The organism is Burkholderia sp. F1, assembly GCF_050813845.1.
Taxonomy (GTDB): Bacteria; Pseudomonadota; Gammaproteobacteria; order Burkholderiales; family Burkholderiaceae; genus Burkholderia; species Burkholderia ubonensis.
Genome location: NZ_CP172421.1, coordinates 3,129,605 through 3,142,637, shown reverse-complemented (window position 1 = coordinate 3,142,637; position 13,033 = coordinate 3,129,605). Strand labels below are relative to the sequence as shown.

At 59.2% G+C, this 13,033-nt stretch carries 13 protein-coding genes and 1 pseudogene; 10 read left to right on the top strand and 4 right to left on the bottom strand.

Annotated elements, in window-relative coordinates; all coding sequences use genetic code 11:
• The first annotated feature begins 180 nt into the window (after nt 1-180).
• Nucleotides 181-558: a DUF3592 domain-containing protein gene (locus tag ACFIMZ_RS14775; RefSeq protein WP_431820158.1), complete on the top strand. Its 378-nt coding sequence runs from the start codon at nt 181-183 to the stop codon at nt 556-558.
• A 59-nt stretch (nt 559-617) separates the two neighbouring features.
• Here the strand turns inward: ACFIMZ_RS14775 and ACFIMZ_RS14770 are convergent.
• Nucleotides 618-763 (bottom strand): annotated as a pseudogene (locus ACFIMZ_RS14770) (transposase); the annotation flags it as partial.
• A gap of 97 nt (nt 764-860) precedes the next feature.
• Between ACFIMZ_RS14770 and ACFIMZ_RS14765 the strand changes: the two are divergent.
• Both ACFIMZ_RS14765 and ACFIMZ_RS14760 read left to right on the top strand, forming a co-directional pair.
• Nucleotides 861-1,238: a DUF3592 domain-containing protein gene (locus ACFIMZ_RS14765; RefSeq protein WP_431820157.1), complete on the top strand. Its 378-nt coding sequence runs from the start codon at nt 861-863 to the stop codon at nt 1,236-1,238.
• A gap of 22 nt (nt 1,239-1,260) precedes the next feature.
• A complete protein-coding gene (locus ACFIMZ_RS14760; RefSeq protein ID WP_431820156.1) occupies nt 1,261-1,833 on the top strand; it encodes a hypothetical protein in 573 nt (190 codons plus the stop codon).
• On the opposite strand, the gene tssF is transcribed toward ACFIMZ_RS14760, so the two are convergent.
• Nucleotides 1,834-3,711: a type VI secretion system baseplate subunit TssF gene (gene tssF, locus ACFIMZ_RS14755; protein ID WP_431820155.1), complete on the bottom strand. Its 1,878-nt coding sequence runs from the start codon at nt 3,709-3,711 to the stop codon at nt 1,834-1,836.
• Nucleotides 3,712-3,844: 133 nt separating this feature from the next.
• On the opposite strand from tssF, the gene ACFIMZ_RS14750 reads away from it, so the two are divergent.
• From ACFIMZ_RS14750 to ACFIMZ_RS14720, 7 genes are all read left to right on the top strand, one after another.
• A complete protein-coding gene (locus ACFIMZ_RS14750) occupies nt 3,845-5,980 on the top strand; it encodes a type VI secretion system Vgr family protein (RefSeq protein ID WP_431820154.1) in 2,136 nt (711 codons plus the stop codon).
• A gap of 7 nt (nt 5,981-5,987) precedes the next feature.
• A complete protein-coding gene (locus ACFIMZ_RS14745; RefSeq protein WP_431820153.1) occupies nt 5,988-7,370 on the top strand; it encodes a DUF2169 family type VI secretion system accessory protein in 1,383 nt (460 codons plus the stop codon).
• Nucleotides 7,360-8,334, top strand: coding sequence for a DUF4150 domain-containing protein (locus ACFIMZ_RS14740; RefSeq protein ID WP_431820152.1), 975 nt, complete (start codon nt 7,360-7,362; stop codon nt 8,332-8,334). Before ACFIMZ_RS14745 ends, ACFIMZ_RS14740 begins: the two co-directional genes overlap by 11 nt.
• Nucleotides 8,334-8,786 (top strand): hypothetical protein, encoded by a 453-nt coding sequence (locus ACFIMZ_RS14735; protein WP_431820151.1) that lies wholly within the window; start codon nt 8,334-8,336, stop codon nt 8,784-8,786. Before ACFIMZ_RS14740 ends, ACFIMZ_RS14735 begins: the two co-directional genes overlap by 1 nt.
• A 72-nt stretch (nt 8,787-8,858) precedes the next feature.
• Nucleotides 8,859-9,818 (top strand): hypothetical protein, encoded by a 960-nt coding sequence (locus ACFIMZ_RS14730; protein WP_431820150.1) that lies wholly within the window; start codon nt 8,859-8,861, stop codon nt 9,816-9,818.
• A gap of 16 nt (nt 9,819-9,834) precedes the next feature.
• Complete coding sequence (locus ACFIMZ_RS14725; RefSeq protein WP_431820149.1) at nt 9,835-10,290, top strand: hypothetical protein; 456 nt, start codon at nt 9,835-9,837, stop codon at nt 10,288-10,290.
• Nucleotides 10,291-10,353: 63 nt separating this feature from the next.
• Nucleotides 10,354-11,358, top strand: coding sequence for a hypothetical protein (locus ACFIMZ_RS14720; protein WP_431820148.1), 1,005 nt, complete (start codon nt 10,354-10,356; stop codon nt 11,356-11,358).
• A 472-nt stretch (nt 11,359-11,830) separates the two neighbouring features.
• Here the strand turns inward: ACFIMZ_RS14720 and ACFIMZ_RS14715 are convergent, their stop codons facing one another.
• Together ACFIMZ_RS14715 and ACFIMZ_RS14710 are read right to left on the bottom strand one after the other, a co-directional pair.
• Nucleotides 11,831-12,325, bottom strand: a complete 495-nt coding sequence (locus tag ACFIMZ_RS14715) for a hypothetical protein (protein WP_060232119.1) — start codon at nt 12,323-12,325, stop codon at nt 11,831-11,833.
• Entirely contained in the window at nt 12,322-12,873 is a 552-nt protein-coding gene (locus ACFIMZ_RS14710; protein WP_431820147.1) for a hypothetical protein, read from the bottom strand. The genes ACFIMZ_RS14715 and ACFIMZ_RS14710 overlap by 4 nt, the downstream gene beginning before the upstream one ends.
• Nucleotides 12,874-13,033 lie beyond the last annotated feature (160 nt).

The window sequence follows — 13,033 nt, the reverse complement described above, 5'->3', positions numbered from 1 at the left end:
CCAACTGGCGGAAATGCATGACACCCGGCAGCGGCCGAGGCGGGCGAATTTGTGGTGCGACGAGGTACCTCGGTGTGAATCGAGCCTGAGCGGATTTTGTCTTTGAATTCAGGTCGTTGCACGGCAAACGTCCGCCATCTGACGGAGCGTCGCGCGAAAAAGAAGAATGCGAGGGCATGCATGTTCAAGGCTGTCGCCGCTATCGTGACGGGTGTCGGATTTCTTATCGCCACGGCTTTCACCGCGCAGTCGACGCGGGCATTCTTGCGCGAGTCGATCGTGGTTCCCGGCCAGGTAACCAAGCTGAAGTTCGGCGGATACCATCCGGAAATCGAGTTCGTGACCAAGGCGGGCGAACACTTCTCGTATCCGCAAGGCGGGATTACGTCCAGGATGAAAGTGGGCGACCGAGCCGAGGTACGCTATTTGCCCGAAAACCCGCTCCCGACAGCGACCATCGATCGCTTCGACGCGATCTGGGGCAATACGGTCATTTTCGCTGCGCTGGGAATGGGTTTCATCGTGTGCGGGCTGTTGAACTTGCCGTCGCGACAATAATCGAGACACTGGGGCGAGCGCATGTCGCTTCTGCGACTGAGCAAATGGTGGTGGCCTGAGCGTTGAGATCGCGATCGCGTGGGATCTCGACATCGAACGTGTCGTCGTCGGTCGTGATGCGTTTGCGGCTCGTGCCGTTGCGGTGGTTCGTGCTGCCCGCCGGCTTGGCTTCGCCTTTCTCGTAGCCCAGGTGGTGGGTTAGTTCGATTCTCTGAAACTTTTCCCTTAGAATTCAGTTTGTTGCGAGGTGCTCAACTGTAATCCGGTGGCACCCCGCCTAAGAAAGAAAATAGTGAGGGCTCATGTACAAGGTCATCGCGGGCTTTGTGTTCGGGATCGTTTTTCTCGTTGTGGCGGGTTTCACCGGGCTGTCGACTCGGGAATTTCTACGGACAGCGATCGCCGTTCCTGGCGAAGTGGTTGCGCTCAATGCCGGCGGCAGCCATCCCCAGATCGAGTTTGTGACCAAAGCCGGAGAACGGATTTCATACCCGCAGGGGGGCATCATCTCCGGTATGAAGGTGGGGGACAAGGTGACGGTCCTTTATCGACCGGACGCACCCTCTATTAAACCGACTATCGATCGATTCGGTGCAGTGTGGGACGTGACCTTGACGATGCTGTTTATAGGCGTTGTCGGCATCGTGGCTGCACTAACAAACCTGCCGTCCCGAAAATGACAGAGCTTATGGGGATTCGACAATGTCAATTCTGAGAAGCAGCAAATGGAACTATCAGACTGGCTCCACGGGCGGTGTGAGTATCGAATTCGTCATCGCCTCGGGCGGTGATATTGCTTTGAAAGATCCCGGTGGCCATCGGGTTGATTTCTACTATGGTGGTATCGGAGTGGGAATCGGAGGTGGCATTCGCCTGTCGAAAATCAAAGTTCCGAAGTTCGCGTTGCCCGACATCAAGATGCCGAAGATTGCCGGTCGTGAAATGGGCGGCGCAGGTTCCCTTGAGTCCTTCGATAGTGGCGGATTCGTCTTTATGACATCGGCGTTTCGTGGCGCCGAACTTTCAAAGTCGGACTTCCATGGAGCCACGGTCTATATCGATGCCGGGGGCGGTTTGGGGTATGGCAAAGCGGGCTCGGCGATGATTCTCGGTATCAACCCTGCCAAACTCGCACTTGGTTTATCGACCCCCGCGATGGCGTGGCTCGCAGAGGAGGCCATCGCTCAGGCTCCTGCGGTTTTGGTCATGTATGGAACCACCGTTGGGCTGATCGCGGGTTGGGGCGCCGGCATTTTGGTCGGCTATCTGCATTGACTAGATCAGCGGGCGCGTTCCCGGCTGTGGCGGGCAACGTCGCAGTTCGCGACCGGTCTGCGACGAGCGGACGATTACTTGCACGTAGCTGTTCGTCGGCGCGTAAGGCGCGAAGAATCGATCGAGCACCTGTGCGAACAGGCCCAGCGTAACGTCGCGCAGCACGCCCTCGTCGAGAGACACGAAGATTTCCACGCCGCGCACGAACGACGGAAACGGGCTGTCGAGCGACATCCACTTGATCGCAGGTTGATTGTCCAGGTCGGTGATCGCGTCGATACAGCGTTGGGCGAGTACGTTCGCGCGAGGCGCATGCAGCCTGAGAAAGTCCTTGAACGCCTTCAAGCCCGCTTGAGTCAGATCGAACGGGTGCAGCGACATCCCCGACAGGACGCGCCACAAGGCGTCGTGCCCGCGTGGCAGCGCGCTCGGCAAGGTCGGTCGTGTGAGCAACCGGATGGGACAGGCCAATGCTGCGCCTTCATGCAGCAGATCGCTGTCCGGCGCGCCGATGGGCAACCGGGAGGGTAAGTCACCGTTGGTTGCAGTGACATCGACATCGACTTGCGGGCGCTTCGGGTGTGCGGCTTCTCCCGCCAGGCCGACCAGCGACAGCAGGAGTGGCGGACGCGATGTGCCGCCCGCCGTGCAGGAATCTCGAAAGGCTGTCCAGTACGCGATCGCCGGATCGGGCGGACGACCGTGACTGAATGCTCGATAGGGCAACACGGTGGTTCGCGGGGTGTGGCCGGCCGTTGGTGCCGTTTTTTCTTGGTCGGATTGCGTTCGATCTCCCAGATAGACGGCATCGATCGAATACACGTCGAGCGGGGAGCCGGTTTGCAGCGGGACGGGCGTCACGGGGTAGGCCGCGTCGGTGCCCGTCAACTGGATCGGCGCGGCAGACCGCTTGAACAGATTGATGACTGGCGTACAGAACAGTTTGAAGGCCGCGACGTCCAGGCCGTCCAGTGCCTGGGCGGCGATCGATTCCGCGGGCGTGCCGCGGATGGCGATGTGCAGCGTCAGAAGCCGTGCATGCGGCGCTCGCGCTGTACGTCGAATCCGTCCCAGATCGATGTCGACGAAATCGAATTTCTCCGGAAACGCGAAATACTCGATCAGGTACTGGAATGCAGCCGAAGCGGCGGTCGGTTCATCCGGCAGTAGGCGCTCGTTCTCGTCAAAGCCCGCAGCCTTGATCGGTACGTTGGACAACGCGGTCCATTGGCCGCTTTGGTCGACCTCGACGAATGCGGCGCATGCGCGCAACAGCAAAGCGTCGGTGAGCGCGGCGACGCGCGGCCGGTCGCCGGACAAGTGAACGCGGACCGGGCCGGACGGGATCGCGGCATCGAAGGTTTCCGATGCCGTTGCGCTGGCGAACGCGATCGACAGGATGCCGGTGACGTCGGTCGGCAGCCGGACGGCTGCGGGAGCCAGCGTGGCGGGTGCATAGCGCGCCAAATGAATGCGCAGCGGCGATAGCGTGATGTCGTAGACGGTCCGAAACCGGCACGGTGCGGCATTGGCGTCGAGCGATGTGCCGCGCGACATCGTGAACGGTGCCGTCAATTGGCCGAACAGGGTAGTCGGATCGAATTGCGCGATCGCGCAGGCGGGCACAGTGCGCAGGTACTGCGGGTGCAGCACGTCGAGCAACGATTCGGTGAATTCGGGGTAGTGGTCCTCGAGCTTCGCGTCAATGCGCGCGGCCAGCAACGCAAAGGTCTGGATCATCCGGTCGACGTGCAGATCGCCTTGACCATTCGCAATCCCGAGCCGCGCGCCGATTTTCGGATAGCGCCGGGCAAACTCCGTCAAGCCGCGTAGCAGCAGGCCAATCTCGTATTCGTAGTGGGGCAGCAGGTTTTCCATGCACCATCCGTGCAGCTCTGTCCCCTTATTCAAGATACAAGAATCGCAAAACTTGGTTCTTCCGGGGGCAGGCGGTTTAAAATCCACCGACGAATAATATCCTGCCCCTCCGATTCGGGGTTCCGAGGCTGTCATGCAAATGTCAGATATTGCGAGCTTTTTTGGGCTTCAGAGCAACCGGCTGTTTACCATCGAGACCCCGCTGAAAGGGCGTTCCGACTTGGTACTCGTCGATTTTCACTGCACTGAAGGGTTATCTCAAAATTTCGAGATTCATACGCGCCTGGCCTCTCAGGACGCGAATATCGAGCTGAAGAAGCTGATCGGCCAACCTGTGACGATTACGTTACAGCTGACCGATGCATTGGCGAGTTCGGAAGAGCGGTATTTCCACGGCTACGTCGCCGGTTTCACGCATCTCGACAACGACGGGGGCTTCACGCTCTATAGCGCGACGATCCTGCCGTGGCTCTGGATGCTGTCACGCCGCCGCGACATCCGGATTTTTCAGGAAGAAAATACCGAAGCCATTCTTTCGAAAGTCTTTCGGGAATACGGGCAGATCGCGTCGTTCGAATTCCGGTTGTCGAAGGCAACGCAGAATCGCAGCTACTGCACGCAGTATCGGGAAACCGATCTGGAGTTCGTCGAGCGGCTGATGCAGGAAGATGGCTTGTTCTTCTTCTTCGAGCATGCGAAAGACGGCCACAAGCTGATCATCACGGATAACTCCATTGCCGCGAAGGCGATCGACGGTCGTAGTCCGGTGTTGCAGTACTCCAAGGGCGAGGCATTCGACGATCTGGCGGTCGTGACGTCATTCCAGGCGAGCCGGCAGCTGGAGTCCGGCAGCGTCGGGTTGAAGACGTTCGACTACAAGGCGCCGCATGCGCGCCGCTTCGTGTCCGGAGGAACGGAGGTCAAGCAGGGCGAGGTGCCGTCGTACGAAGTCTACGACTACCTGGGCGAACACGGCTTTGCCGACAGCGACCGCGGAGAGGAGCTTGCGCGTTTCAGGACCCAGGCGCTGGCAGCGCACAGCAAGGTCTTTGTCGGGACGACGACCAGCCGCCGATTGACGCCGTGCCGATACTTCGAGCTGGACGATCACTACGATCACGGCAATGCCAAACCGGAGGACCGGCAGTTTCTGCTGACGACGGTAACGCATAGCGGCACGAACAACTATCAGGCCGGTGAAGGCGCGGCGACCTATCAATGCAATTTCACCTGCATCCGCAAGAAGATCCCGTATCGCCCGGCCTTCACGATCGAGCGGCCGTCGATCATCGGGCCGCAGACCGCGATCGTCGTGGGTCCGGAGGGCGAGGAGATCTATACGGACAACCTCGGTCGCGTGAAGGTGCAGTTCCATTGGGACCGCCTGGGCAAGCGCAATCAGGGCAGTTCGTGCTGGGTGCGCGTCGGGCAGCCGTGGGCCGGGCGTGGGTTCGGGATGATTCAGATTCCGCGAATCGGCGACGAGGTGGTCATCATTTTCCTGGATGGAGACCCTGACCGGCCCTTGATCATCTCGAGCGTCTACAACTCGGCCAACATGCCGCCGTGGGTCCTGCCGGGGAACGCGACGCAAAGCGGGATCCTGACGCGCTCGACCAAGACCGGCAACGTCAATACGGCCAATGCGATCCGCTTCGAGGACAAGAAGGGTGCGGAAGAGGTCTGGTTGCACGCGGAGAAGGATCAGCGGATCGAGGTCGAGCACGATGAGTCGCATTGGGTCGGGAACGATCGCAGCAAGACCGTTGACCGGGATGAGACGACCCAAGTGCATCGAAACCGGACCGAGACGGTCGACGGGAATGAAACGATCACGATTCACCAGAACCGGACCGAGCGCGTGGATCAGAACGAAGACATTTCAATCGGCGAGAACCGTACAGAGAAGGTTGGCGGCAACGATGCAGTAACAATCGACGGGTTTCGCGAGGAGACAGTGGTCTTGGCAAAAGCCGAATCGATCGGTCTTGCCAAGGCGCTGTCGATCGGAGCCGGGTATCAGGTAACGGTGCTCGGTGCGATGAACACCAGCGTGGGCCTTGCTCAAGCGGAAGAGGTCGGGCTCAGCAAAAGCGTGCTGGTTGGCAAGAACTTTATTATCCAGGTCGGTGATCGTTTCGAGGTGCGGGTCGGGAAGTCCCATTTCGCCATGTCGGCGGATGGGTCTATCTTGATTACTGGACACAGCATCAATATCAGTGCCGATGGTCCCGTCCAGATCAACGGCAAGGACGTTGACATCAACTGACGTCCCTATGGAATTCCGCAATCTCACGCCGTTTCACGCACTGGCGTTTAGCGCACTCGATACCGATGATCGCGAGTACCGCGTGATCGCGATGAAGGTCGCTTATCGACTCGTCGCTGTCGACGACCGTCAGTTTGTCGCTGTGGTCGTCGACGATGAACCCTATCCGCTCTGCATGGCCGATCAATACACCGGCAAGGTTGGTGAGTCGAGCGTGCGTGAAGAGAGTGATCTAGCGCCCCATAAGCCACGCTGCGATTTCGTTGTCCGAGGCAAGGCATACGCACCGCATGGAGTACCAGTCGAGCGCTGGCCGGTACGCATCCGGGTCAGCATACCGACATCGCCTCCCGAAATTGATGCGGAGCGGCCGTTGCCGCTTTCGCCCGGGATGGCGCTCAACGAATCTCAGCGCGAGGATTGGGAGCGGACCAGACAGGAAGCGAAGCAAAAACAGGCCGAAGCATCCCGGTGGCAGCCGGTCTTGGACAAGGCGCTTGCGATTACGGGGCCCCGGTATTTTGCGCGAGATATCTTGACGCTTTGGAGAGGCTGGCGTCTCACGTCCCCCGAACCTGCCAGCAACGTGAATGTGGGCTGGGAGCGCGCGTTCGGTGGCCGCAGTGTCGTCGAGAATCCTGATCATAAGACCGAGTCCAACGCACCTGCATATTTGATCAACGAGGTTTGCTTCAGCAATCCGCTTGGCTGCGGCTGGATACATCACGGCGACCTCAAATCTCGAAAGCGCGCAGGGCAATCGATTCCCGATCGGCTTTCCGCCCCTCAAATCGAAACGGTGGATGGAATCGATCGACTGCATGTTGCCAAGCATCCGACAGGAGAACTGACTGCACGGACGATGACGAAGGTCGCCGGAAAATACGGGGCGAAGCCGGCGGGGTTCGGATTCATCGGTCGGGCCTGGGCCCCACGCCTGCCGTTGGCGGGAACGTATGACGACGCGTGGCTTGAAAAACGCTGGCCATACTTGCCGAGAGATTTTGATTTCGGCTACTGGAACGGCGCCCCGGCCGATCAGCAAACGCCCTACTTGCCGCCCGATGCCCGGATCGAAATGTGGAATCTGACGAACCCGGAACGGACGCCGACCGGGTACATGCAGGCTGATCTACCCGGACACCGGCCATTCGTTCTGCTGCGTTTCGAAAACGGTTACATGCTGCCGTTTCGCATGGTGCTCGACACCTTGATCGTGGACACCGACGAGTTGTTGCTGATCGCAACCTACCGGCTTCGTATTCCGATCGATGCGCCGATTCGGGTTGCCGAGGCACGCTATGAAACGGATCCGTCCGCGCCGCTTGTCCAGGTGCCAGAGCAGGAAACGGATCGCGATGAACAGGAGGTCATCAAGCATGGCGGATAAGACGATCGCGCGCAAGGCATCCGATTGGCGCGTGGTGAGCATCGTGCCGGACGTGTGCAAGACCCCGATGGGCGGGTCGACGCCGCCCGTGCCGTATCCTGTTGTTGCCGAGTTGAAGGAGGCGGCGTTTCCGGCCAAGACCACACGCGTCAACGGCGAACCGATCGTGCTGTACAACTCGAGCAAGACGCCTAAAACCTATGGCGACGAAGCAGGGGTTGCGGATGGCGTGAAAAGCGGCACCGTGGGCGGCGACTGTTGGCCGATCGAGCGCAGCGGGACTGTGCGTGTCGAGAGTCGCCACATCGTGCGGCAGGACGATCAGTTCTGGATGAACGGGCGTCAAGCCGGTGGCCCGAGTCAGCCTAGGGGGTGGACCAAGGAGTGCGTCTTGAAGATTCTTTGTCCGACAGACAAGGACAAGGTCAAGCTTCTTTCAGAAATCACGCTCACGACCGCGAAGTCCATTACGTTCATGGATAGAGAATTCGATGGGAAAAACTGGAGGTCAAAACCCTTCCCGGCAGGCGGCACCTCGGACGCGTCGAGCGGCACCATTGGCGTCTTGGACGGTGACAGCTGTCAGGGCGTCGCGGGGACTTTCTTTCACGAGCTGACCCATCAGCAGCAGCCTGAAAGCATGTCATGGGCAGAGGCGGAACTGGACGCTTATACCAGGAGCGAGCAGTGGGCGATCTCCAAGGGGTTTCCGGAGACGTTCCCGGGGTTTCGCACAAAGGACGCAAACGGGGATTTTGTACCGAATGCGGAGAAAATCAACGAGTTTGTTCATCAGGAATATCCGGTAGGAGTGCAGGAGATCATTTCCTCCGGGCCGGATAAAGGCAAGGTCCGATTGACGGACGGAACGGTCAGGCCACCCAAGGTGGGGGACATTGTGTCGGGCCCGCGAATAGTCAAGGGCGAGCATGAGGTCGATACGTCGGACTGGAAGTGCCCGTAATGAGATCGTCGATCGCCATAGTGATTTGTGTGAGCTGCATTATTTTCGACAATGCAATCGCCGCGTCGGGTGACGGCATCGCTACGCAAGCGGAGAGTTCAAATCAGATGGAAAAGGTATCGATGACGGCAACGTTCGAGGTGGGCGACAAAGAGCTGACATTGGGCCAGGCGCAGTTCGAGGCGTTGAGATTGTTGGCTTTGGAGAGCCTCACGAAAAGCGAGCGGTACCGTGAATTTGCGCCAGATCTCGAACGATCGCATTTGTGGAGTATGGATGGCGTGGTTCGAGTGGGCAGATGGTTGTTTGAGAACCGCAACCGCCAAGTGGTGTTGGTTATGAATCCACCGCGTGCCCCGGTCATGCGATTTATTGTGGTCAGATTTTCGTATGACGATGGCCAGTGGTCGGTAGCCGGTATCAGTGATGAGCGCGTGACTGGGGCTCGCTAGCGCCGCCGTACGACGAATAAGAAGAGGCAGTAACGATTAGCCTGTTTCGACCCGTTAGCCTGAGAGAAAAACATGAGTGGTGCTGGAAACACACTGGGCAGAGTCGTGGCCGCCGACGAATTGCCGGCGATCGAGGTCACGGCGGCCAATCCGGCGGTGAAGGCGGAGACGGCGGCCGAGAAGGGGGTTTGGGGTTCGGTAAGCGGCTGGGTCCACGGTGGCCTCGACGCGGTCGGCTTGATTCCGGGTTTGGGCGCCATTCCTGATCTGCTCAATGCGGGCATCTACGCAGCGGAAGGGGACTATGTGAACGCCGGGATTTCGGCGGTGGCAGCGATACCGGTGGTGGGCGATGCAGCACTTGCGGGGAAGTATGCCGCCAAGGGTGGCAGGTTGCTCGCGAAGGAAGGCGAGCGGCTGGCGGTGAAAGAAGGGGAAAAAGTCACCGCCAAGGAGACGGAGAAGGTTGCCGCGAAGGGCGAAAAGGAAGCAGTTGAAGGGTCCGAGAAGCAGGGCGCAAAGGAAACAGAGCACGAAGCCGGCGCAGGCTCTGAACCGTCGAAGGGGCGGGAGCGAAACAAGGCCAAGAAAAAGAAGAAGATGAAGTGCGGTGAGTATGGCCGCTACGGTAAACTCAAGCAGAAGACTGGCGAAAATAAATTTGATCGCGACCATATTCCGTCCAAGGCGGCATTGAAGGAGCGGGCGAAGTTCTTGAACGACGGTCAGGACCTCAGTGCAGCGCAGAAGAAGGCGATTGACGACTGGGGTGAGGCCATTGCGATCCCGCGCCAGGCACATATCGACGTTAGCCCGACCTATGGCCAGACAACTGCTGAGGCCGCGAAGGATGCGAAGAACCTGGCCAGCGCCGCACGTCGCGATGTCGAGGCAATGCTCGGGAAGATTGAAGAGTACGACGCCGACGGTGGTTGCAAGAGGGCCTACAAAAAGGCAGCCGCAAAAATTATGCGTATGGATAACAAAGCGTTCGACGATGCATTGATTAAAATTATGGAAAAGGTGCAGTGAGGCACTTATGACAGGCATGAATGATCTAACGAGCCCGCTCGGCCACTATTTTGGCGAGCCAGAGATTGCTGAATTTCTATCGGATCTTGGTATTGCTGATGTCCCGAAGCTAAGGCGCGGCGATAGTACTGCGATCGTTGCCAATGAGGCGTTGGGTGTCGAAGTGACATTCCGAGATTCAGATGCGCTGGATGTCAAGGCGCGAGAGTATCCCGAGGGTGCACTCGTACTGTCCAACGTCCGATTTTATGGCATCAAGACTGGCGACTTCGCACCCTATGTCGGTGATTTGCCGCTGGGTGTGTTGTTCGGTAGCGCGAAGCAAACATTGATCGATCGACTTGGAGTACCTGCACGTGACAATCTCGCGTTGCGGCAAGTGCGTTGGGATTTCGACGCCTATTGTGTGTTCGCGAAATTCGGCGAGAAGGACGGCATGATCATCTTTAGCATGCAATTGCCCGTTGCGTGACGTTGCCAAAAGTTTCTCGCAATATCCGTCATTCGAGGGAATACGATTGAGTGAGGTCATGGAATGAGTGCGCCGGATCTGCCTGGTTTATTGGGAAAGACTGCTGACTCGTCGGAGATGGAGCAAACTTTTAAGCTCTTCGGGACGCTGCGGCGACCTGATCTTGAGGACGACGACGGAGATCGATGGCACGATTGGGTCCTCGTGAAGCGTCATGGCGTCGAGTTTGGTTTCGTAAGGCAGTCGTATTTTGAGGCGCGTCCCGAATTCGAATGGGCACGTGGTCCCCTGCTTTGCTATCAGATCTACTTTTATGCTGCGGGGTTCAATAACCGGGATGACATTCGCGGTTATGCTGGAATACTGCCGTTTGGTCTCGAATTTTCCGATTCGCGCGATGTAACGCGCTCAAAATTACATCAATGGAAACGTTGGAGTTCGAGGCATACAGACAGATGGGACACGGACACCTATAAGTTGCATGTACGCTATGCGCAGGCAGACGCATCCGTCGAATGCGTAACGATCGCGTTGCCAATACATGCCTGGCCGGAAGACGGACGTGTCGGGCCGAACGTTGCCGTGGTGAAATGGCCAGCGCTTTTCGGCGAACAGCCTGGATCTGCGCGGCTCGGGGCGGCGGTTGCGCCGCTCGATGTTGTCAGTCGAATTGAGGAAGATGAGCAGGATCGAGAGGCTGATTTCGTTCGCGAATGTGGGCTCGAATTGCACTTCGAAGATGCCGACAAGCTTCGACTGTCTCCCGAAAAGAAAACTAGAGGGCTTGTACTCGGCGCTGTGAAGTTTTTTCGCGCACGCGATCGCGAAGCCCGCCAATGGTCGGGAGAGCTTCCCTATGGCTTGTCGTTCGATGATGCTCCCGACTCACTTGCCTTAAAACTCAGCCGACCGGCAGACGTGCGCAAGGAAGGTCGTGTTACTGGCTTCGCAGTGTGGCATCTTGAAGAGGCAAGTCTGCACGTTCTCTATAGCAATTTTGACAATCATCTACTACGTGTGACTCTGATGGCGCCGGGGTATTGGTCTGATATAGAAAAAGTGATTTGAGTCGAGTTGAGGTAAGTCGTATAAGTGGAAAGGACCGCTAGTAGGAAGATGTGCGATACGGCACGGGGGATGCGCTGAGCTGACAAAAGAGAAGCTGTTGGTCGTACCGACAGGAAAGACTCGGTCGCTGTCGTTGGAAAACGGCTATGCTTTGATGATCGCCCGTGTTGGACAAGGTGGCTCAGAACAGATAATCAATCTGCTACGGATTGTTTGTCTCGCATTGTTTCTTAGAGATGAAACAGCATCCGGAGCGGCCGAAGATTCCCCGTTCCGAACCAATGCATGCCTGGCCGGAAGAAGGGCGTATCGAGCCGAACGTCGCGGCCGCGCAATGCTTCCCGCTCGGCTTCACTAAGATTCACTTAGCCCATGCGTCTTTAGATTAGTGCAATTTCATTGGTTCAATGGACTAGTTTTTCTATTTTATTCTGCAGGCGCCAGGACGTCGAGTCTTGACCGGCGCCGCACATCACTGCAGATTACCCCATCGGTCGACAGCCGGTTCGGCCGCGGCCCACTTCCAGCGCGCGCCTTGCTGGCACGCGCTCGCAAAATACCAGTCCGCCTTCGCGCCGTCCTTCACCGAAAACGCGAATTCCTTGCACAGCGCGAGCGACGTCGAATAGGCGCGCGTGACGCGCACCTCGCCTTCGCCGTTCTCGAGCGGAAGCGTATTCTTCACCTTCCACGGCTTCACTTCGCCGACCGCGAGGCTGCCGACCGCCTGCGCGATCGCATCCTGCTGGTTCTGGTGGAGCTGCTTCATCGTGCGCTTCACGGCCTCGTCGGTCGCGGCCTGCACGGCGATGCCGACGCCGACGCCGACGGCCGGGTTGGCGGTCACGAGGCCCGTCGCCGCGCCCGCGAGCGCGCCGCTCGCCGCGCCGACCGAACCGCAGCCCGACAGCGCGGCGCCGGCCGCGCACAGCGCGCCGAGCCACGCGACGCGAATCGCGACGCTCATTGCAGCGCACCCCAGCGGTCGGTCGCCGGTTCGGCCGACGCCCACTTCCACACCGGGCCGTCACGGCAGATGGTCGCGACGAAGAACGCGGATTGCGCGGCGGCATCGGGTTTCGCCGGCGCATCGACGGAGAACACGATTTCCTTGCAGTCGAGCGGACCGACGCTGATCATCCGGCTGACCGTCACGCGGCCGCGCTCGTCGTCCTCGATCGGAAACGCGTGGTTCGTCGACCACGGCGCGACGCCGCCGACATCGAGCGGCCCCGCCGCAGTGGCGATCTGCTGCTGCGTGTAGCGGTGTGCGACGCGCTGCGTGTACTGGACGCCCGCGCGTGCACCGGCGACCGCGCCGAGGCCGATGCCCGTCGCGACAGCGGCGTTGTTGGTGACCTTGGACGCGATCGCGGCGCCGGCGATGCCGGCACCGGCCGTCGCGCCTTCGCTGTAGAGCGAGTTGCAGCCGGACAGCAGTGCCGCCGCGGCGGCCGCGGCCAGCACGACGCGCGCCGGCATGGCCCGGCGCGGCGGTTCGAAACGTAAGTTCATCCCTGAGTGCGAGTCCTGTCTGGGTGGGCGGCGAAGCATGCGCGCGCCCATGCCGTGCCATTGTTTCGCAATTGTCATAGGGAAACTGCAAAGCTTTGAAAAATCGCCGGCGGCCGGCCTCGCGCACGCGCGCGGCGCTATTGTCTGGCAGATAGTGGGC